The sequence below is a fragment of the Burkholderia sp. Ed8 genome (assembly GCF_040761425.1).
In the GTDB taxonomy this organism is placed as follows: Bacteria; Pseudomonadota; Gammaproteobacteria; order Burkholderiales; family Burkholderiaceae; genus Burkholderia; species Burkholderia seminalis.
This window is the reverse complement of sequence record NZ_CP142886.1, coordinates 572799-591585: the sequence shown is the minus strand read 5'-3', so window position 1 is coordinate 591585 and position 18787 is coordinate 572799. Positions and strand designations below refer to the sequence as shown.

The 18787-nt window shown below is 68.3% G+C and carries 18 protein-coding genes, 1 pseudogene and 1 riboswitch; of the genes and pseudogenes, 5 read left to right on the top strand and 14 right to left on the bottom strand.

What is annotated here, in order from left to right; genetic code table 11:
- Positions 1–24 precede the first annotated feature (24 nt).
- The 8 genes from lnt to VXM69_RS16640 form a co-directional block, all read right to left on the bottom strand.
- On the bottom strand, positions 25–1725 hold the full coding sequence (gene lnt, locus VXM69_RS16675) for an apolipoprotein N-acyltransferase (protein WP_034189025.1): 1701 nt from the start codon (positions 1723–1725) through the stop codon (positions 25–27).
- A gap of 52 nt (positions 1726–1777) precedes the next feature.
- Positions 1778–2665, bottom strand: coding sequence for an HlyC/CorC family transporter (locus VXM69_RS16670; protein WP_034189026.1), 888 nt, complete (start codon positions 2663–2665; stop codon positions 1778–1780).
- A gap of 334 nt (positions 2666–2999) precedes the next feature.
- Complete coding sequence (locus VXM69_RS16665) at positions 3000–3149, bottom strand: hypothetical protein (protein WP_167361875.1); 150 nt, start codon at positions 3147–3149, stop codon at positions 3000–3002.
- A 43-nt stretch (positions 3150–3192) separates the two neighbouring features.
- Entirely contained in the window at positions 3193–3825 is a 633-nt protein-coding gene (locus VXM69_RS16660; RefSeq protein WP_034189027.1) for a gamma-glutamylcyclotransferase, read from the bottom strand.
- 12 nt (positions 3826–3837) lie between these two features.
- Positions 3838–4614, bottom strand: coding sequence for an rRNA maturation RNase YbeY (ybeY, locus tag VXM69_RS16655; protein ID WP_367189922.1), 777 nt, complete (start codon positions 4612–4614; stop codon positions 3838–3840).
- Between the two features lie 134 nt (positions 4615–4748).
- The gene (locus VXM69_RS16650; protein ID WP_034189029.1) at positions 4749–5795 is read right to left on the bottom strand and encodes a PhoH family protein; all 1047 of its coding nucleotides are present in this window, start codon (positions 5793–5795) and stop codon (positions 4749–4751) included.
- A 29-nt stretch (positions 5796–5824) separates the two neighbouring features.
- A complete protein-coding gene (gene miaB, locus VXM69_RS16645; protein WP_034189030.1) occupies positions 5825–7198 on the bottom strand; it encodes a tRNA (N6-isopentenyl adenosine(37)-C2)-methylthiotransferase MiaB in 1374 nt (457 codons plus the stop codon).
- Positions 7199–7411: 213 nt separating this feature from the next.
- Positions 7412–8344 (bottom strand): LysR family transcriptional regulator, encoded by a 933-nt coding sequence (locus tag VXM69_RS16640; RefSeq protein WP_034189031.1) that lies wholly within the window; start codon positions 8342–8344, stop codon positions 7412–7414.
- 146 nt (positions 8345–8490) lie between these two features.
- On the opposite strand from VXM69_RS16640, the gene VXM69_RS16635 reads away from it, so the two are divergent.
- The 3 genes from VXM69_RS16635 to ribB all read left to right on the top strand — a co-directional run bounded on the left by VXM69_RS16635 (position 8491) and on the right by ribB (position 11728).
- Entirely contained in the window at positions 8491–9666 is a 1176-nt protein-coding gene (locus tag VXM69_RS16635; RefSeq protein WP_069706293.1) for an MFS transporter, read from the top strand.
- A 214-nt stretch (positions 9667–9880) separates the two neighbouring features.
- On the top strand, positions 9881–10564 hold the full coding sequence (locus VXM69_RS16630; RefSeq protein ID WP_049031911.1) for a helix-turn-helix domain-containing protein: 684 nt from the start codon (positions 9881–9883) through the stop codon (positions 10562–10564).
- A gap of 186 nt (positions 10565–10750) precedes the next feature.
- Positions 10751–10899, top strand: a riboswitch (FMN riboswitch).
- Positions 10900–11017: 118 nt separating this feature from the next.
- Entirely contained in the window at positions 11018–11728 is a 711-nt protein-coding gene (ribB, locus tag VXM69_RS16625) for a 3,4-dihydroxy-2-butanone-4-phosphate synthase (protein ID WP_367189920.1), read from the top strand.
- Positions 11729–11798: 70 nt separating this feature from the next.
- On the opposite strand, the gene VXM69_RS16620 is transcribed toward ribB, so the two are convergent.
- Positions 11799–12485 carry an HAD family hydrolase gene (locus tag VXM69_RS16620; RefSeq protein WP_034189103.1) on the bottom strand — a complete coding sequence of 229 codons (687 nt, stop codon included), beginning with the start codon at positions 12483–12485 and terminating at the stop codon, positions 11799–11801.
- 180 nt (positions 12486–12665) lie between these two features.
- Here VXM69_RS16620 and VXM69_RS16615 point away from each other — a divergent pair.
- Positions 12666–12878, top strand: a pseudogene (locus VXM69_RS16615) (pyridine nucleotide-disulfide oxidoreductase); the annotation flags it as partial.
- 72 nt (positions 12879–12950) lie between these two features.
- Here VXM69_RS16615 and VXM69_RS16610 read toward each other — a convergent pair.
- From VXM69_RS16610 to glpD, 3 genes are all read right to left on the bottom strand, one after another.
- On the bottom strand, positions 12951–13667 hold the full coding sequence (locus VXM69_RS16610) for an MIP/aquaporin family protein (protein WP_027785355.1): 717 nt from the start codon (positions 13665–13667) through the stop codon (positions 12951–12953).
- A gap of 80 nt (positions 13668–13747) precedes the next feature.
- On the bottom strand, positions 13748–15250 hold the full coding sequence (glpK, locus tag VXM69_RS16605) for a glycerol kinase GlpK (RefSeq protein ID WP_034189035.1): 1503 nt from the start codon (positions 15248–15250) through the stop codon (positions 13748–13750).
- 105 nt (positions 15251–15355) lie between these two features.
- Positions 15356–16879, bottom strand: a complete 1524-nt coding sequence (gene glpD, locus VXM69_RS16600; protein WP_367189919.1) for a glycerol-3-phosphate dehydrogenase — start codon at positions 16877–16879, stop codon at positions 15356–15358.
- Positions 16880–17042: 163 nt separating this feature from the next.
- On the opposite strand from glpD, the gene VXM69_RS16595 reads away from it, so the two are divergent.
- Positions 17043–17411: a hypothetical protein gene (locus VXM69_RS16595; RefSeq protein ID WP_059560481.1), complete on the top strand. Its 369-nt coding sequence runs from the start codon at positions 17043–17045 to the stop codon at positions 17409–17411.
- Positions 17412–17502: 91 nt separating this feature from the next.
- Here the strand turns inward: VXM69_RS16595 and VXM69_RS16590 are convergent, their stop codons facing one another.
- Both VXM69_RS16590 and VXM69_RS16585 read right to left on the bottom strand, forming a co-directional pair.
- Positions 17503–17700: a hypothetical protein gene (locus VXM69_RS16590; RefSeq protein ID WP_006477892.1), complete on the bottom strand. Its 198-nt coding sequence runs from the start codon at positions 17698–17700 to the stop codon at positions 17503–17505.
- Between the two features lie 302 nt (positions 17701–18002).
- The gene (locus tag VXM69_RS16585; protein WP_006493999.1) at positions 18003–18782 is read right to left on the bottom strand and encodes a DeoR/GlpR family DNA-binding transcription regulator; all 780 of its coding nucleotides are present in this window, start codon (positions 18780–18782) and stop codon (positions 18003–18005) included.
- Positions 18783–18787: the final 5 nt, after the last annotated feature.

Here is an 18787-nt window from a genome sequence, read left to right as displayed (position 1 = left end):
AGCGGTCACCGGCCGCCGCTTGCGTCATTCGGGTTGATCGCCGCCGTTGTTGCGGCCATTGCGCCGGCGCAGCCCCGGCCCGAACGTGAAGCCGAACGCGAGCAGCACGAACGACACCGCGAGCACGATGTTGTTGCCGCTCGTCACATAAGGCGTGAAGCCGCTCGTGCCTTCGATCCGCACGTCGAGCGAACCGATCGTGAACGGCTTCAATTGGCCGAGCACGCGCCCGTGCGCGTCGATCGCGGCGGTCATCCCCGTGTTGGTCGAGCGCAGCATCGGCCGGCCCGTTTCGAGCGAGCGCATCCGCGCGATCTGCAGGTGCTGGTCGAGCGCGATCGTGTCGCCGAACCACGCGAGGTTCGTCACGTTGACGAGCACGCCGGGCGGCTGCGGGTTGTCGCGGATCGTCGCGGCGATTTCCTCGCCGAACAAGTCCTCGTAGCAGATGTCGGCCATCACGGGCTGGTTGTGCACGAGGAACGGCTTCTGCACCGGCGCGCCGCGCGCGAAATCGCCGAGCGGCATCTTCATCAGGTCGACGAACCACCGGAAGCCCCACGGGATGAATTCGCCGAAGGGCACGAGATGGTGCTTGTCGTAGTGATAGATGTCGCGCGAGTTCGGCGTCACGCCGTACAGGCTGTTCGTATAGTCGACGTAGTGGCCGTCCTCGGTCACCGACGCGCCGACCGCGCCGAACAGCACGGCCGAGCCCGTCGTGTCGCTGAACTTGCGGATCGCGACGGCGAACGGCTCGGGCAGCTCCTGGATCATCACGGCGATCGCGGTCTCCGGCGTGACGATCAGGTCGGCCGGCTTCTCGATGATCATCCGCTGGTACATCTTGATCGCCGCGTCGATGCCTTCCTGCTCGAACTTGATGTCCTGCTTCACGTTGCCCTGCAGCAGCCGCACGGTGAGCGGCGCATTCGCGGGCACCGTCCACGTGACCTGCGACAGCCCGAGGCCGGCCGCGACGAGCGCGACCGCCACGCCGGCCGGCGCGGCGATGCGCACGCGCGGGTTGCCGCCGGCACTCCCGGCGCCGTTGTCACGCGCGGGCGCCGGGCGCGCGGCGACGAGCGCCTGCACGACCAGCGCCGCGAACAGCGCGAGTACCCACGCGATCCCGTATACGCCGACCACCGGCGCGAAGCCCGCGAACGGGCCGTCGACCTGCGGGTAGCCGCTGGCGAGCCACGGAAAGCCGGTAAACAGCGTGCCGCGCAGCCATTCGCCGAAGGCCCACGCGCTCGCGAACGCGAACGCGCCGTGCCAGGTCGGCGAGAACGGACGTGGATCGGGGGTACGGCGATGCCACGCATGGCCCGCGCAGAACGACCACAGCCCGGCCGAGAACGCCGGGTACAGCGACAGGTACAGCGCGAACAGCACGAGCGCGCCGCCCGCGAGCGGCGCGGCCATCTCGCCGTACACGTGCATGCTGATGTAGAGCCACCAGATGCCGCTGATGAAGTTGCCGAAGCCGAATGCGCCGCCGGTGAGCGCGGCGCCGCGCCAGCTCGACGTGCGCGTCAGTTGCGCGAAAAACCAGACGAATACGACGAGTTGCAGCCAGCCGCCGTGCGGCGTCGGTGCGAAGCTGAGCGTATTGGCCGCGCCCGCGAGCAGCGCGGCCGGGTAGTGCCAGCGCGGCAGCGCGCGGCCGGGCGCCGGCGCGAGGAGGCCGCCAGCCGGGCGGGACGGGATCGGATCGTCCATGTGAAGCGGAAGTGGGCGAGCGGTTGAAGGAAACGCGGCTGGCGCGGAACGGTCAGTCTTCGTGCGAGGTTTCGGCGCGACGGCTGGCGAGCGGGTTGCGGCGCACCAGCAGCACATGCACCTGGCGTGCATCGCCGCGCTGGATCTCGAACACGAGGTTGCCGAGCTGCAGCTTCTCGCCGCGATGCGGCACGCGTCCGAAATGATGGGTGATCAGGCCGCCGATCGTGTCGACTTCGTCGTCGGGGAAATCGGTGCCGAACGCCTCGTTGAACTGTTCGATCTCGGTGAGCGCACGCACGCGGAAGCGGCCGTCCGGCCCCGAGATGATGTTGCCGGCTTCCTCGTCGAAGTCGTATTCGTCCTCGATGTCGCCGACGATCTGTTCGAGCACGTCCTCGATCGTGATCAAGCCCGCCACGCCGCCGTATTCGTCGACGACGATCGCGAGGTGGTTGCGGTTCACGCGGAAGTCGTGCAGCAGCACGTTCAGGCGCTTCGATTCCGGAATGAACACGGCCGGGCGCAGCATCCCGCGCACGTCGAACTCTTCTTCGGCATAGAAGCGCAGCAGATCCTTCGCGAGCAGCACGCCGATGACGTTGTCGCGGTTCTCCTCGTACACGGGGTAGCGCGAGTGCGCCTTTTCGAGGACGAACGGGATGAAATCCTCGGGCTTGTCGGCGATGTTGATCGCGTCCATCTGCGCGCGCGGCACCATGATGTCGCGGGCGCACAGATCGGAGACCTGGAACACGCCTTCGATCATCGACAGCGAGTCGGCGTCGATCAGGTTGCGTTCGTGGGCGTCCTGGAGGATTTCCAGCAGCTCGCCGCGGGATTCGGGCTCGGGCGAGATGAAGTCGGTCAGGCGCTCGAGCAGCGAGCGCTTTTCTTGCGGTTTGTCGGTTGGCTTACGACTGGGATACGAATCGTTCATGGTGGTGCGCCCGGGTCATGCCGGGGCGCGCTGTCACGGAGTAGGCAAGGATACACCAAGGGCACGACGCGACCGTGTCACCCCGGCCGCACGGCCAGGGCGGGCGGCTCGCGGGCCCCGCTCGCGGACGGCCGCGCCGGGCGCGACCTCGTCCTCGGGTCCATCCTATCCCAGAAAAGGGCGAAGGCGCAGCAGCGCAAAAAACAGGTTCGGGCAGGACGGGGCGGCGCAACGGGGAAAACGACCGGCCGGCCGGTTGGCATCGGCGGCAATCCGCCGCATGCGATCGCGGTCGAAGACGGGGGCGAAAGGGGGCTCGGCAGCGAAAGGGGGCTCAGAAGCGCATGCCGGCCGAGCAGCCGCCGGCGGCCGCTCCGTTGGTCGCGGCGCCGCCGCAGCCCAGGATCCCGCAGCCGGACAAGGCGACGCTCGCGGCGACGAGCAGCGCGGCGACCTTGCAGCGCGACCAGCGTGACGGTTTCATCGGTGGGCGCCTCGTTCGAATGCGCGGGCGGTGCGGGATCGCGTCACTTGCATCGCGCGAGCAACCCTTCCAGCGCGCGATCGGGAATGCCGCTCGCGCGCAGCGCGTCGACCGTGCGGCTCACGTAGTCGAGCGTCGTGCCGTAGCGGCCGGCCGCGCAGCTGAACACTTCCTTCACGACGGTGTCGGACAGCTTGCCCGTATAGGTCGGTACGTCGCGGCGCATCACGAACGCGAGCGCGTTCACGCGTTCGCCGCTCTCGAGCGTGCAGGGCAGCCACGCGGGCCGGTACGACCCCATCGGCATCTCGCGCTTCCACAGTGTCTCGAGGTGCGGTTGCGCGGTCGGGCCCGACAGCCGGAACGCGATGCCCGAGCACGAGCCGCCGCGATCGAGCGCGAGCACGAGGCCCGGGCGTTCGGGCGTGCCGCGGTTCACGCGCGACCACAGGTAGAGCCCGCGGTGGTAGCCGTGTACCTTGCCGCGCACGGCGGCGACGGTCGGGAGACCGGGGTTCCAGATCAGCGAGCCATAGCCGAACAGCCAGAGATCCTGCCGGCCGTCCCAGTCGCGCATCGTGTGCGCGAGCGAGGCCGCGAGCTCGTCTTCCGTCAGCAGGCGCCCGTCGCCGATCGACGGCGGGTAGGCGGGCGGGAGCATCGCGGCGTTGCGCATCGTGCGAAAGGCTTACTGGTACGGGTTCGGGAAGCCCAGCTTCGCGAGGATGTCGACTTCGAGCGCTTCCATTTCGGCCGCGTCCTCGTCGCTCGTCTCGTGGTCGTAGCCCTGCGCGTGCAGCGCGCCGTGCACCAGCAGGTGCGCGTAGTGGGCCAGGAGCGGCTTGCCCTGCTCGTGCGCTTCCTTCTCGACGACCGGGCAGCACAGCACGAGGTCGCCGATCACGGTGCCGTCGGGCGCCGCGTCGTACGCGAAGGTCAGCACGTTGGTCGGATAGTCCTTGTGGCGGTAGCCGGCGTTCAGCGTGCGCCCTTCGCCTTCGCCGACGAAGCGCACGGTGAGCTGCGCGCTCGCGAACAGCGCCGGCTCGATCCACTCGGCGATCAGCTTGCGCTTGGGCAGCGTCTTGCGCACGTCGCTCGTGATTTCGTCGCCATACTGCACGGACAGGTCGAGTTCCAGCGCGCGCGGTGCGTCGTCGTGGTCGTCCTCGCGCGGCGCGAGCTCGGCCCCCACGTGCAGCGTTACGCTGTCGTAGTGCTCCGGCTGCAGCGCGAGCTTCGCGCGCATCGCCGGATCGTTGTGCTGCGCGCCGCTCGCGACGGCCGCGTCGCCGGAGCTGCCCGACAGGTCGAACATCAGGCTGCGGCCGTCCGGGAAGTCGATCCGCAGGCCCTGTGCGTTGACGGTGCGGGCCTTGCCCTTCGCGTCGAACAGCGAAAGACGGGGGGATTCGGGCGCGGCGGACTGGGCGCGACCGGACTTGCGGGAACGGGAAGATTTCATGACGCGTACGGCGATTGGGACGCGTCGAGGATACACCAAACGGCCGATCCCACCCGAATTCGACCGGGCAAAAAAAGCCCGGCGCGCCGTGTGGCGGGCCGGGCCGGCAGGGTGGGGGCAGGGCAGGCTGCCGCTCAGCCGTCCTGATGCTGTGCGTGGAACTCGTCGTACGCCTCGACGATGCGGGCGACGAGCGGATGACGCACGACGTCCGCGCTCGTGAAGCGCGTGAGCGCGATGCCGCGCACGCCGCCGAGCACCTGCTGCGCCTCGACGAGGCCGCTCTTGTGGCCGCGCGGCAGGTCGACCTGGCTCGTGTCGCCGGTCACGACGGCCTTCGAGCCGAAGCCGATCCGCGTGAGGAACATCTTCATCTGCTCGGGCGTCGTGTTCTGCGCCTCGTCGAGGATGATGAACGCGTGGTTCAGCGTGCGGCCGCGCATGTAGGCGAGCGGTGCGATCTCGATCATCTGGCGCTCGAACATCTTCGCGGTCTTGTCGAAGCCGAGCAGGTCGTACAGCGCGTCGTACAGCGGGCGCAGGTACGGGTCGACCTTCTGCGCGAGATCGCCCGGCAGGAAGCCGAGCCGCTCGCCGGCCTCGACGGCCGGGCGCGTCAGCACGATCCGCTTGACCTGGTCGCGCTCGAGCGCATCGACCGCGCACGCGACCGCGAGGTAGGTCTTGCCGGTGCCGGCCGGCCCGATGCCGAACGTCACGTCGTGCGACAGGATCTGCTTCAGGTACTCGCGCTGCGCGGGCGTGCGGCCGCGCAGGTCGGCGCGCCGCGTGTACAGCTTCGGCGCGGGTTCCTCGTCCGGCTCGCTGGCGTCGAGCTGCACGACGGGCTCGTCGAACGGATGGTCGGGGTCGCCGCGGAAGCGCACGTCGAGCGTGTCCTGGCGGCCGTTGCCGGTCGTGTGGCGCACCTCGACCAGCGCGAGCTGGATGTCGTCGACCGACAGCGGATCGCGCGCGCGGTTGTAGAAGTTCTCGAGCGCGGCGAGCGCGAGCTTCGCGCCGCGCCCGCGGATCGTGATCCGGTGGCCGCGCCGCGCGAGCGTGACGTCGAGCGCCTGTTCGATCTGCCGCAGGTTCTCGTCGAGCGGCCCGCAGAGGTTGGCGAGGCGCGCGTTGTCGTCGCGCGGGGCAGTGAATTCCAGTGCTTGGACGGTCTTCAAAGTAGCGTCGGGCTCCTGTTGAGCGTCAATCAGTGGGTGGCCGCGCTCGCATCGCCGCTGACGAGCACGAGCTCGCCGCGCAGCGAATGCGGGTACGCATGGTTGATCCGCACGTCGATCATCTGGCCGATCAGGCGCGGGTGCGCGGCGAGCGGCGCCGGGAAATTCACGACCCGGTTGTTCTCGGTGCGGCCCGCGAGTTCGTTCGGGTCCTTGCGCGACGGGCCCTCGACGAGGATCCGCTCGACCTTCCCGACCATCGACTGGCTGATGCGTGCGACGTTCTCCTCGATGGTCGCCTGCAGATGTTGCAGGCGTTTGAGCTTCACGTCGCGCGGCGTGTCGTCGTGCAGGTTCGCGGCGGGCGTGCCGGGGCGCGGGCTGTAGATGAACGAGAAGCTCGTGTCGTAGCTCATCTCGTGCACCAGGGCCATCATCTTGTCGAAATCGTCCTCGGTCTCGCCGGGGAAACCGACGATCATGTCGGTCGACAGCGAGAGGTCGGGGCGGATCGCGCGCAGCTTGCGGATCACCGACTTGTATTCGAGCACCGTGTAGCCGCGCTTCATCGCCATCAGGATGCGGTCGGAGCCGTGCTGGACCGGCAGGTGCAGGTGGCTCACGAGCTTCGGCACCTTCGCGTAGGTGTCGATCAGGCGCTGCGTGAATTCCTTCGGGTGCGACGTCGTGTAGCGGATCCGCTCGATGCCCGGGATGTCGGCGACGTATTCGATCAGCGTCGCGAAATCGGCGATGTCGGACGAGCCGGCCGCCAGCGCGCCGCGGTACGCGTTCACGTTCTGGCCGAGCAGCGTGACTTCGCGCACGCCCTGGTCGGCGAGGCCGGCCACTTCGGTCAGCACGTCGTCGAGCGGGCGCGACACTTCATCGCCGCGCGTGTACGGCACCACGCAGTAGCTGCAGTACTTCGAGCACCCTTCCATGATCGACACGAACGCGCTCGGCCCCTCGACGCGCGCGGGCGGCAGGTGGTCGAACTTCTCGATTTCCGGGAACGTGATGTCGACCTGCGCGCGGCCGCTCGCGCGGCGCGCGTCGATCATCTGCGGCAGGCGGTGCAGGGTCTGCGGGCCGAACACGAGGTCGACGTACGGCGCGCGCGACACGATCGACGCGCCTTCCTGGCTCGCGACGCAGCCGCCGACGCCGATCAGCAGGCCGGGCTTCGCTTCCTTCAGCTCGCGCACGCGGCCGAGGTCGGAGAACACCTTCTCCTGCGCCTTTTCACGCACCGAGCAGGTGTTGAACAGGATGATGTCCGCGTCTTCGGGCGTATCGGTCTTCTCGAGGCCTTCGGCGGCGTTGAGCACGTCCACCATCTTGTCCGAGTCGTACTCGTTCATCTGGCAGCCGAAGGTCTTTACGTAAACTTTCTTGGTCATGGGGATTCGCCGTTCGCAGTGGTTGACCTGGGGGCGTCGTCAAGGGTGAATCGGGACGGCCGTGCGCGGCACGCGGATGCGCGCGGCGAGCAGGAAAGGCCGTCGGAAAAGCCTTCCATTATAGCTTTTCGCGCCGCCCCGGACGGGCGGCGGGTTGCGGCCGCGCGACGCCGGGTGTCAGGTTCCGACCCCTGAAAGGCCGGGTACCGGCCGTCAGCGGCACGCGTTCAGCAGGTCGTCGAGCGCGGTTTCCTCGCGCGCGAAGCGTTCGGCGAGGAAGTCGAGCAGCACGCGCACGCGCGGCGCCATGTAGCGCTTGCTGTGATAGATCGCGTGCAGCGGCGCGTCCTGGTGCCGCCAGTCGGGCAGCAGCACGCGCAGGCGGCCCGCGCGGACGTCGTCGGCGATGTCCCACAGCGACTTCAGCGCGATGCCGTGGCCGCGCAGCGTCCATTCGCGCGTGAGGCCGCCGTCGTTGGTCTCGAACGCGGTCGACACGGGCACCGTGTGGATCTGCACCTCGTCGCCGCGCGTGAAATGCCAGGTGTTCATCGGCCCGGACGCGATCGTGATCACGTTGCATGGAAAACGGGCCAGATCGTGCGGATCGGCCGGCGAGCCGTGGCGCTCGACGAACGACGGCGCTGCGCACAGCACGCGCCGGTTGGTGGCGAGCCGGCGGGCGATCAGCGCGCCGTCCGGCGGCGCGGCGAAGCGGATCGCGAGGTCGATCTCGTCCTGCCACAGGTTCGACGACGAATCGGATGCCGTCAGCGCGAACGTGACGTCTGGGTGCAGCGTCGTGAATTCGTCGAGCCAGTCGAGCAGCTGGTTGCGGCCGAAATCGGACGTCGACGACAGCCGCACCTTGCCGCCGACGACGTTGCGGCCTTCCTGCAGCATGGCGTCCGCGTCGTCGAGCGCCTGCAGCGCCTGGCGGCAGCAGTTCAGGTACAGCCTGCCCTCGTCGGTGAGCCGCAACTGCCGCGTCGAGCGTTCGAACAGCCGCGTCGCGATCTTCGCCTCGAGCTTCGCGAGGCGCGCGCTCGCGGCGGCCGGCGTGAGGTTCAGCTTGCGCCCGGCGGCCGACAGGCTGCCTAGCTCCGCGGCTTCGACGAACAGCCGGATATCGCCCAGTCGGTCCATGCGATTTTCCAGAAATTTTTGAAAATGGTTCAAATGCCACGCCAATTATCAAATATAGGCGTCTTCGGGACAATGCGCGCACATCCCGCTTCTTGTGCGGTGCGGCACCGATCGGGCGCCGCGGCCGCCGTCTTCCGGAGAACGTCATGCCCATCCCGTTACTGGCGCTCGCGATCAGCGCCTTCGCCATCGGCACCACCGAATTCATCATCATGGGCCTGCTGCCCGAAGTCGCGCACGACCTCGCCGTGTCGCTGCCGTCGGCCGGCCTGCTCGTCACGGGCTACGCGCTCGGCGTGGCGGTCGGCGCGCCGCTGCTCGCGGTGCTCACGAGCCGCATGCCGCGCAAGGCCGCGCTGCAACTGCTGATGGCGATCTTCATCGTCGGCAACGTGCTGTGCGCGACCGCATCCGGCTACGCGATGCTGATGGTCGCGCGCGTCGTCACGTCATTCGCGCACGGCTCGTTCTTCGGGATCGGCGCGGTGGTCGCCGCGTCGCTCGTGCCGGCCGACAAGCGCGCGAGCGCGATCGCGCTGATGTTCACGGGGCTCACGCTGTCGAACGTGCTCGGCGTGCCGTTCGGCACCTTCGTCGGCCAGCTGCTCGGCTGGCGCGCGTCGTTCTGGATCGTCGCCGCGCTCGGCGTGCTGTCGCTCGGCGGCGTGGCCGCGCTGGTGCCGAACCGTCACGACAGCGGGCCGGTCGGCCTCGGCCACGAAGTGCGCGTGCTGAAGGAGCCGCAGGTATGGCTCGCGCTGCTGATGACGGTGCTCGGCTTCGGCGGCGTGTTCGTCGTGTTCACGTACATCGCGCCGATTCTCGAAACCGTGTCGGGCTACGCGCCGCGTTCGGTCGCGCTGATCCTCGTGCTGTTCGGCGCCGGGCTGACGATCGGCAACACGCTCGGCGGCAAGCTCGCCGACCGCGCGCTGATGCCGTCGCTGATCGCGATCCTCGTCGCGCTGATGGCCGTGATGGCCGTGTTCGCGAAGACGAGCCACCTGCCGGTCGCGGCCGCCGTCACCGTATTCGTGTGGGGGATCGCCGCGTTCGCGACGGTGCCGCCGCTGCAGGCGCGCGTGGTCGAGAAGGCCGCGAGCGCGCCGCATCTCGCGTCGACGCTGAACATCGGCGCGTTCAACGTCGGCAACGCCGGCGGCGCGTGGCTCGGCGGCCTCGCGCTGGAGCACGGCCTCGCGCTCGACGCGCTGCCGTGGGTCGCCGTCGCGGTCACGTTCGCGGCGCTGGTCGTCACGTGGCTCGCGATGCGGCTCGACGCGCGCGGCCCGGCACGCGGCGCGGCGCCGGCAGCGCAGTGAGCGCGTCACGGGGCCGGGCGGCGACGCGATAGCGGCAGGAAAAGGTTCGCGAGAAACGCATTCCTCCGCAATGCTGATAACGGTGTGAAGATAACTTCGTTTGCCCGTGCCTGGGCGGGTGATAGCGTCTCGATACGCGCCATGGCTGGCGCAACCCGATTCCGATCCCGGCTTACCCCTACGCAGGGCCGCACGGCGGCCCGGAGGCAATGCTATGTCTTCATCCCTGGCGCTCGTGCGCGACGTGTCTTCCTTCGAGTCCGGCAACGCGGCCGACCTGCACGCGTCCGCGTCGCTCGACGCCCTCGAGCAGGTCGTCGGCGTGAACCTCGCGCGTTTGCGCGCCGAGCGGCAATTGTCGCTCGATGCGCTCGCGCGGCTGTCCGGCGTATCCCGCGCGATGCTCGCGCAGATCGAGTCGGCGCGCAGCGTGCCGTCGATCAAGGTGCTCTGCAAGATCGCCGCGGCGCTGAAGGTGTCGGTCGCCGCGTTCCTGCGCCGCCACGCGGTAAACGGCTTCGAGCACCTGGCGGCGGAGCGCGCGTCGCGCGTCGTCAGTTCGAACGGGCGTTTCTCCGCACGCGCGCTGTATCCGGAAGGCGAGCCGGCCGCGGCCGAATTCCACGAACTGCGGATCGCGCCGCTGCATACGGAGCCCGGCGCGCGCCGTGCCCCCGGCACGACGATCAACCTCGTCGTCAGCGAAGGCACGCTCGAAGTCAGCGTGCATGACCGCCGCCAGCTGCTGGCGACCGGCGACGCGATCGTGTTCGATGCCGACCAGCCGTACAGCCTGCGCAACCCCGGCGACAGCGAAGCGCGCGCGTTTCGCGTGACGGTGAGCCCCGAGGTGCCGCCGCGCTGGCTCGTGCCCGATGCGGCGCATGCGGCCCACTGACCGCGCGGGCGCGACGCAACGGCCGCTTTGCCGTTGTCTCGCGGGCGTGCGGCCGGAGAGTCGGCCGTTCGGACGATGCCGTTAGACGGAGTCGTCAGTAAGGTTTTAGGTGTGGTGCGCTGCGCTTCGTGCGCAGCTGTTGTATGCTTGGCCCGCCGTTGACGGGGAACCCCCGTCCGGCAATCAGTGCGTCTTCAGGGCGGGGCGAAAATCCCCACCGGCGGTAGGCTGGCGTAAGCCGGCGAGCCCGCGAGCGCCCGCGCATCCGCGCGGGGTCAGCAGATCTGGTCGAATGCCAGAGCCGACGGTCATAGTCCGGATGAGAGAAGATGTGCAGATAGTCATGTCCGTCAGGGCCGCTTCGCGATGCGTGCGAAGCGGGTTGTCGTTCTGTCTGTTTGCAATGCCCTGGAACGTTTTTCGCCCAAATCGTATTTGCGAGGAGCGTTTCACATGTCCTTGATGTCCCGTTCGTCGGCACCGGCCGACGCCTTTGCCGATCTCCCGTTGCTGGATTCCGAACCGGTGCCGCCGCGCATCGCCGCGGCGCTCGACGCGATGCGCGCCGGCCGCGCGGTCGTGCTGCAGGACGACCACGACCGCGAGAACGAAGCCGACCTGATCGTCGCCGCCGAGCGCATCACGCCCGAGACGATGGCGCTGCTGATCCGCGAGTGCAGCGGCATCGTGTGCCTGTGTCTGACCGACGACACGGTGCGCGCGCTCGAGCTGCCGCCGATGATGCAGACCAACGAGAGCCGCAACGGCACCGCGTTCACGGTGTCGATCGAAGCGCGCGAAGGCGTGCATACCGGTGTGTCGGCGGCCGACCGCGTGACGACGATCCGCGCGGCGATCGCGGAAGGCGCGAAGCCGCACGACATCGTGCGCCCCGGCCACGTGTTTCCGTTGCGTGCGCAACCGGGCGGCGTGCTCGCGCGCCGCGGTCACACCGAAGGCACGGTCGACCTGTCGATCCTCGCGGGCCTGAAGCCGGCCGGCGTGCTGTGCGAGCTGATGAATCCGGACGGCACGATGACGCGCGGCGACGACGTCGAGCGTTTCGCGCAACGGCATGGGCTGCCGATGCTGACGATCGCGGAACTCGTCGAGTTCCGCGAGGCGCTGGCGGCCGCGCGCGAGCGCTGCTGCGAGCCGGCCTGAGTGACGGGAAAGCGGGTGCGTTCGCGCACCCGTAGCGGGCCGGATCGACCTGATCCGGCTTGCATGAATCTCAGGACTGCACGTCGCCGAATTCGCCGCGCATGCCGGCCTCGACAAGCGACGGCAGTTCGTCCATCTTGCGCATGATCCGTGTGATGCCCATCGCGCGCAGCGCGTCCGCGTAATTGTCGGGGATGTGGCTCGCGCCGACGAACGCGATCGTCTTCATCCCGGCCGCCCGCGCGGCATTCAACCCCGATACGCTGTCCTCGACGACGATGCAGCGCGCCGGCGCGACGCCGAGCGTCTGCGCCGCGTGCAGGTAGACGTCGGGGTAGGGTTTCGGTCGTGCCACCTGTTCCGAGCTGAACACGCGCTCGCCGAAGATCTCGGTGAGCGACGCGCGCTTCAGCGAATTGCGCACCCGCACGAGCCGGCTGTTCGAGACGACCGCCGCCGGCAGCGTGACCTTCAGCAGCGCATCGCGCACGCCGGAGATCGGTGCGAGCGATTGCGCGAGCGCGACCTCGATGTTGTGTTCGATGGTCTCGATGAAGTTCGCGGGCATCTCGATGCCGAAGCGGGATTCGATCCCAGTGAGGAAGCGCGACGTCTGCTGGCCGAATGCCGACTTCGCGGCGGCTTCGAAATCGAGGTTCGGGAACGTGGCGGACAGCGTGTCGAGCAGCACGCGGTCGGCAATGACTTCGCTGTCGACGAGCACGCCGTCGCAGTCGCAGATGAGGTGATCGAGCATGATGGTGAACAAGCGGACAATCGGCGACGCCGATCAATTCGCCATCATACGTGCTTTCATGCGCGTGCCGCGTGACGTTTCGGCAAATTTGCCCGATGCGGCCGGGTCGTGCCGATCGGTGCGGAGGCCCGCCTGTCAGGCGCGCGGCCGCCGTTGTCGAAGGGCGTGCCGACGGGCGGGCGCGTGCTCGACGAGGACGCGGAAATCCACTCCCATCCGATGCGCATCGCGCGGCTCGCCGCCGCAAGCGGCTTCGGGCGTGCATCGGGATTCGTCTGGGAAATGCGGCTGGAGAGAATGCCGGTCGAGCGCGTGATCGACGTGACGCCGGTCGTCGTCATGGAGACGAACGTGAAGCGGAAATCGCGGGTGACGGCCGCGAGCGACCGGTAGCGAAAAGGGGGCGGGGCAAGAGAAGGACGAAGCGCGCGGCGCCGAACGCCACGCGCTTCGTTCAGGCCGCGATCAGATCGTGGCGTGCAGGTGCAGATACAGGCCGGCTGCCGCGGCGCCGCCGAGCAGCGGGCCGACGACGGGCACCCACGCATAGCGCCAGTCGCTGTCGCGCTTGCCGGGGATCGGCAGCAGCGCGTGCATGATGCGCGGCGACAGGTCGCGCGCCGGGCTCATCGCATAGCCGGTCGGGCCGCCGAGCGAGATGCCGATGCCCAGCACGAGCAGGCCGACGGGCAGCGCGTCGAGTGCGCCGAGGCCGACCTGCGGCGACGCGAGGTACAGCACGCCGAGGATCAGCACGAACGTGCAGATCGCTTCGGTCAGTACGTTGTGCGTGACGCTGCGGATCGCCGGCGCCGTGCAGAACACCGCGAGCTTCAGGTCCGCATCGGCTTCCTTCGCAAAGTGCTGGCGATACGCGAGCCACACCAGCAGCGCGCCGGCCATCCCGCCGAGCATCTGCGCGAGGACGTAGCCGCCGACTTTCGACCACGCGAACTTGCCCGCGAGCGCGAGGCTGATCGTGACGATCGGGTTCAGGTGCGCGCCGCTGAACGACGCGGTCACGTACACGGCGACGAACACGGCCATCGCCCAACCCATCACGATCACGATCAGGTCCGCGCCTTTGCCCTTGGTCTTTGCAAGCAGCACGTTTGCGACCGCGCCGTTGCCGAGCAGCACGAGGATCGCCGTGCCGATGAATTCTGCAATATAAGGTGACATGTTGTCTCTCGTATGTCGCGGCGGACTCGCGCGTGGCGCGGTCCGCCGGTGTTGTTGTATTTCGTTGGGATACCGGAGGATTACTGGGCGTCGTCGGCCCATGCCTTCGCGGCGCGCACCGCGCGTTGCCAGCCGGACATGCAGCGATCGACCTGCTCCTTCGGCATCGACGGCGAGAAGCGGCGATCGAGCTGCCACTGGTCGCGCACTTCGTCGAGGTTCTTCCAGTAGCCGATCGCGAGGCCCGCGAGGTAGGCCGCGCCGAGCGCGGTCGTCTCGGTGATCTGCGGGCGCACCGCATCGACGCCGAGCAGGTCGGCCTGGAACTGCATCAGCAGGTTGTTCGCGCTTGCGCCGCCGTCGACGCGCAGCTCGCCGATGCTGATGCCCGAATCGGCTTCCATCGCGGCCAGCACGTCGAGCGACTGGTACGCGATCGCGTCGAGCGCCGCGCGCGCGAGATGCGCGGAGGTCGTGCCGCGCGTGACGCCGAATACCGAACCGCGCGCCCGTGCGTTCCAGTGCGGCGCGCCGAGGCCGGCGAACGCGGGTACGAGGTAGACGCCGTCGGTATGCGGCACGCTCGCGGCGAGCGCTTCGATTTCCGCGGCCGTCTTGATGATGCCGACGCCGTCGCGCAGCCACTGCACGACCGCGCCCGCGATGAAGATGCTGCCTTCGAGCGCGTACTGCACGTCGTCGCCGATCTGCCACGCGATCGTCGTGACGAGGTTGTTCTTCGACTCGATCGGCTTGTTGCCGGTGTTCATCATCAGGAAGCAGCCGGTGCCGTAGGTGTTCTTCACCATGCCCGACGTCGTGCACATCTGGCCGAACAGCGCCGCGTGCTGGTCGCCGGCGATGCCCGCGAGCGGGATCTTCGACGCGAACACGGTGGTCTTCGTGTGGCCGTAGATTTCCGACGACGCCTTCACTTCCGGCAGCATGCTGCGCGGGATGTCGAGCAGCTCGAGCAGCTCGCTGTCCCACTCGCGCGTGTGGATGTTGAACAGCATCGTGCGCGATGCGTTCGTCACGTCGGTCACGTGCAGTTCGTGCTTCGTGAAGTTCCACACGAGCCAGCTGTCGACGGTGCCGAACGCGAGCTTGCCCTGGCGTGCCTTCTCGCGTGCGCCCGGCACGTTGTCGAGGATCCAGCGGATCTTCGTCGCGGAGAAGTACGAGTCGATCGGCAGGCCGGTCTTCGCGCGCACCTTCGCCTCGAGCCCCTGCTTCTTCAGCGAGTCGCAGAAGTCGGCCGTGCGGCGGTCCTGCCAGACGATCGCGTTGTAGACGGGCTGGCCCGTCTCGCGATCCCAGACGATGGTCGTCTCGCGCTGGTTGGTGATGCCGATCGCGGCGATCGACGTGCCGTTCAGGCCCGTGCGCGTGACGGCTTCCGCGGCGACGCCGGCTTGCGTCGACCAGATTTCCTGCGGGTCGTGCTCGACCCAGCCGGGTTGCGGGTAGATCTGTTCGAATTCCTTCTGGGCGATCGAAACGATATTGCCCTGGCGATCGAACAGCATCGCGCGGGAACTCGTGGTGCCCTGGTCAAGCGCGAGGATGTACTGGTCCTGCATGTCTCTCATCTCCATCCGTGGATTGGCGTAGTTGTGATGCGCGCCGCATGTGGGGCGGCGCGTCGGTGAATCAACGTCGGTACGGCAACTGCAACAGCATCCGGATCACGCGTGCGGCGCGTGCGCGGCGGCGAACCATGCGTCGACCGCGGCCGTCACCGCGTCGAGCGTGCCCGGCGTCACGTGCAGGCCGAGCTTCGAGCGGCGCCACAGCGCGTCCTGCGCGCAGGTCGCCCATTCGGCGTCGCGCAGGTAGCGCAGTTCGGCTTCGTGGATGCCCGGCGCGATTTCGGCGCCGAGGTCGGCGAGCGACTTCGCGCCGTCGACCACGCGCTCGGCGCGCGTGCCGTACGCCCGCGCATAGCGGCGGGCGAGCGCGGCGGGCAGCCACGGATGGCGTTTTGCGAACGCGTCGGCGAATACGTCGAACTTCGCGTCCGCGATGTCGCCGCCCGGCAGCGCGACGCCGGCGGTCCAGGTTTTCGCGTCGCGGCCGAGCGCGCGGCACAGCATGTCGCCGGCTTCTTCCGCGAGCTTGCGGAACGTCGTGATCTTGCCGCCGAACACCGACAGCAGCGGGGCGCCCGCGCCGTCGTCCAGCTCGAGGCGATAGTCGCGCGTGACGGCCGACGCGTTCGCCGCGTTCTCGTCCTCGAGTAGCGGGCGCACGCCCGAGTAGGTCCAGTGCACGTCGGCCGGCGAGATCTTGCGCTTGAAGTAGCGGTTGATCGAATCGCACAGGTACTGCGTCTCGTCGCGATCGATCGCGACCTTCGCGGGATCGTTCGTGTACTCGACGTCGGTCGTGCCGATCAGCGTGAAGTCGTGCTCGTACGGAATCGCGAAGATGATCCGCTTGTCCGGGTTCTGAAAGATATATGCGTGATCGTGATCGAACAGGCGGCGCGTGATGATGTGGCTGCCCTTCACGAGCCGCACGCTGTGATGCGCGCCGCGGCCGAGCGCGCCGTGCAGCACTTCGCCGACCCACGGGCCGGCCGCGTTCGCGATCGCGCGCGCATGCACGACCTGGATCGAGCCGTCGGCGTGCTGCAGCCGCGCTTCCCATTCGTCGCCGCGGCGTTCGGCGGAGACGAGCCGGGTGCGAGTCAGGATCTCGGCGCCGCGCTCCTTCGCATCCATCGCGTTCAGCACGACGAGGCGCGCATCGTCGACCCAGCCGTCGGAATAGACGAAACCGCGCTTGATCGAGTCGATCAGCGGCGCGCCGGCCGCGTGGCGGCGCATGTCGATGCCGCGCGAGCCGGGCAGCAGTTCGCGTTTCGCGAGGTGATCGTAGAGGAACAGGCCGATGCGGATCAGCCAGGCCGGGCGCAGGTTCGGCATGTGCGGCATCACGAAGCGCAGCGGCCACATGATGTGCGGCGCCGCGCGCAGCAGCGTTTCGCGCTCCTGCAGCGCCTTGCGCACCAGCCCGAACTCGTTGTACTCGAGGTAACGCAGGCCGCCGTGAATCAGCTTCGTGCTGGACGACGACGTGTGCGACGCGAGGTCGTCCTGCTCGCAGAGCAGGACCGACAGGCCGCGGCCGGCCGCATCGCGCGCGATGCCCGCGCCGTTGATGCCGCCGCCGACGACGAGCAGATCGTAGCGATTCGGTTGGATCACCTGCTGTCCTTATCGTCTGTTGAAATAGAGTGAACACAAAAATGTTCGAATTCGAAATTTAACGAACGAAATCGAAAAAGTAAAGTTCGAAAAAGCGGGGCCAGTAGCGCGTGGCGCGATCCCGGACGATACTGGCGGAATCGACCGTTTCGCGAGGTGAATCATGCGTATTGGGATGTGGACCGGCGTGGGCGCCGTCCTTCTGGCGGGCTGCAGCGCCGGCACGCCGCCGCTCGCCGGCAACTGGCGGGCGCCGTCGTTCGTCGACCTGCAGACGTCGTGCGGCGGTCCGGCGCGCGACTGGGGCGCGGACGCGCAGCCGGTCTACTCGACGCTGTACGACGCGTATGTGGCGAAACGGTATCGCGGGCTGACCGAGGCGAACTATTGTGCGTTCGTAAACGAACTTTCGACCCACTATGTGGCGCCTGACGCGGCGGCGCGCGCCGGCTGGATCGCATATTTCAACGGGGCGCGCGCGCAGGCCATCAGCTGGCGGGCGGCGGTCGATCCGACGCTGCGCGGCGGTTGAAGCCGGCCGCGGCGAACGGGCGGGGCAAGCGGAAACGACCGCGCGGCCGGAGTCGGCCGCGCGGACGGGTCAGGTCAGGAACAGCGGAATGTCACGAATAGCGGTACTTGATGGATCGCAGCGCGGCGTCGCCGGTCTCGGTCACGCAGTATTTGCGTCCCGAGCCGAGCCCTTCCAGGCGAACGAGCTGCTGTTCGAGCAGGATGTCCAGTTCATCCCGATCCATGTCGCGCTGATCAGGCGCGTCCTTCACAAGCAATAGCGTGGCGAATTCATGCGGACTCAGCATCGTTCTCTCCATGGCAATCGGACTGCCCGCGCAGCCGGCGCAAACGCCGGCGCGCGATACCCCGCGGGGTATGGCTTGGGGGGAAAAGCTGCATTCGCCGGCCCTGCAGTTCGCACCGCCCTGGCACAGGCGGATCAGGCGAACGGGCCGGGGAACTGGAGTCTAGTCGAGCGCGCGGGCAACGACAAATCGTGCCCCGTTAATTTTCCGTTTGACAGGAACGGGGGCCGCAAGCGGTTCGCGCGCGGCGCCAACTTCTTGATTTCACTTGAAGTTTCAGGTGCGGTGCAGCATCGCGATCGTCATTCCGCGACGTACACCTGGGTGCCGGCCGCGGCCACCGTGTCGGCCATCTCGGGCGGCAGCGGCTTGTCGGTGAAGAGCGCGTGCACCTGGCTCAGGTGGCCCTGGCGCACGAGCGCCGGGCGGCCGACCTTCGAATGATCGGTCACGAGGTAGACCGTGCGCGCATGCTGCATGATCGCCTCGGCCACGCGCACCTCGCGCGTGTCGAAGTCGCGCAGCGTGCCGTCGGCCTCGATCGCCGACGTGCCGATGATCGCGTAGTCGACCTTGAACTGCCGGATGAAGTCGATCGCGAGCTCGCCGACGATGCCCTTGTCCCACGGCCGCACGATGCCGCCCGTGATCAGTACCTCGCAGTCGGGATAGCCGCTCATCATCGACGCGACGTTCAGGTTGTTCGTGATCACGTGCAGCCCGTGATGGCGATTCAGCGCGCGGGCGACTTCCTCGGTCGTCGTGCCGAGGTTGATGAACAACGACGCCTGGTCGGGAATGTGCGACGCCGCGAGCGCCGCGATGCGCCGCTTCTCGTCGTGGAACATCCGCTGGCGCGCGGTGTATGACACGTTCTCCGAACTGGTCGGCAGGCTCGCGCCGCCGTGGTAGCGGCGCAGCAGGTTCAGGTCGGCGAGCCAGTTCACATCGCGGCGGATCGTCTGCGGCGTCACGGCGAAGTGCGCGGCGAGATCGTCGACGGTCACGAAGCCGTCGCGCTGCACCCATTCGAGCAATTCCTGCTGGCGCGCGTTGAGGGTGAGGCGGGGATCTCGGGTCATGGCTC

What these genes read in the sequence shown, in the direction of transcription:
- VXM69_RS16590 (WP_006477892.1), bottom strand. Translation starts at nt 17,700, where the DNA reads ATGCTGAGTCCGCATGAATTCGCCACGCTATTGCTTGTGAAGGACGCG.
- VXM69_RS16610 (WP_027785355.1), bottom strand. Translation starts at nt 13,667, where the DNA reads ATGTCACCTTATATTGCAGAATTCATCGGCACGGCGATCCTCGTGCTG.
- ribB (WP_367189920.1), top strand. Translation starts at nt 11,018, where the DNA reads ATGTCCTTGATGTCCCGTTCGTCGGCACCGGCCGACGCCTTTGCCGAT.
- ybeY (WP_367189922.1), bottom strand. Translation starts at nt 4,614, where the DNA reads ATGAAATCTTCCCGTTCCCGCAAGTCCGGTCGCGCCCAGTCCGCCGCG.
- glpK (WP_034189035.1), bottom strand. Translation starts at nt 15,250, where the DNA reads ATGCAGGACCAGTACATCCTCGCGCTTGACCAGGGCACCACGAGTTCC.
- VXM69_RS16670 (WP_034189026.1), bottom strand. Translation starts at nt 2,665, where the DNA reads ATGAACGATTCGTATCCCAGTCGTAAGCCAACCGACAAACCGCAAGAA.
- VXM69_RS16630 (WP_049031911.1), top strand. Translation starts at nt 9,881, where the DNA reads ATGTCTTCATCCCTGGCGCTCGTGCGCGACGTGTCTTCCTTCGAGTCC.
- VXM69_RS16585 (WP_006493999.1), bottom strand. Translation starts at nt 18,782, where the DNA reads ATGACCCGAGATCCCCGCCTCACCCTCAACGCGCGCCAGCAGGAATTG.
- VXM69_RS16620 (WP_034189103.1), bottom strand. Translation starts at nt 12,485, where the DNA reads ATGCTCGATCACCTCATCTGCGACTGCGACGGCGTGCTCGTCGACAGC.
- lnt (WP_034189025.1), bottom strand. Translation starts at nt 1,725, where the DNA reads ATGGACGATCCGATCCCGTCCCGCCCGGCTGGCGGCCTCCTCGCGCCG.
- VXM69_RS16595 (WP_059560481.1), top strand. Translation starts at nt 17,043, where the DNA reads ATGCGTATTGGGATGTGGACCGGCGTGGGCGCCGTCCTTCTGGCGGGC.
- VXM69_RS16665 (WP_167361875.1), bottom strand. Translation starts at nt 3,149, where the DNA reads ATGAAACCGTCACGCTGGTCGCGCTGCAAGGTCGCCGCGCTGCTCGTC.
- miaB (WP_034189030.1), bottom strand. Translation starts at nt 7,198, where the DNA reads ATGACCAAGAAAGTTTACGTAAAGACCTTCGGCTGCCAGATGAACGAG.
- VXM69_RS16640 (WP_034189031.1), bottom strand. Translation starts at nt 8,344, where the DNA reads ATGGACCGACTGGGCGATATCCGGCTGTTCGTCGAAGCCGCGGAGCTA.
- VXM69_RS16635 (WP_069706293.1), top strand. Translation starts at nt 8,491, where the DNA reads ATGCCCATCCCGTTACTGGCGCTCGCGATCAGCGCCTTCGCCATCGGC.
- VXM69_RS16660 (WP_034189027.1), bottom strand. Translation starts at nt 3,825, where the DNA reads ATGCGCAACGCCGCGATGCTCCCGCCCGCCTACCCGCCGTCGATCGGC.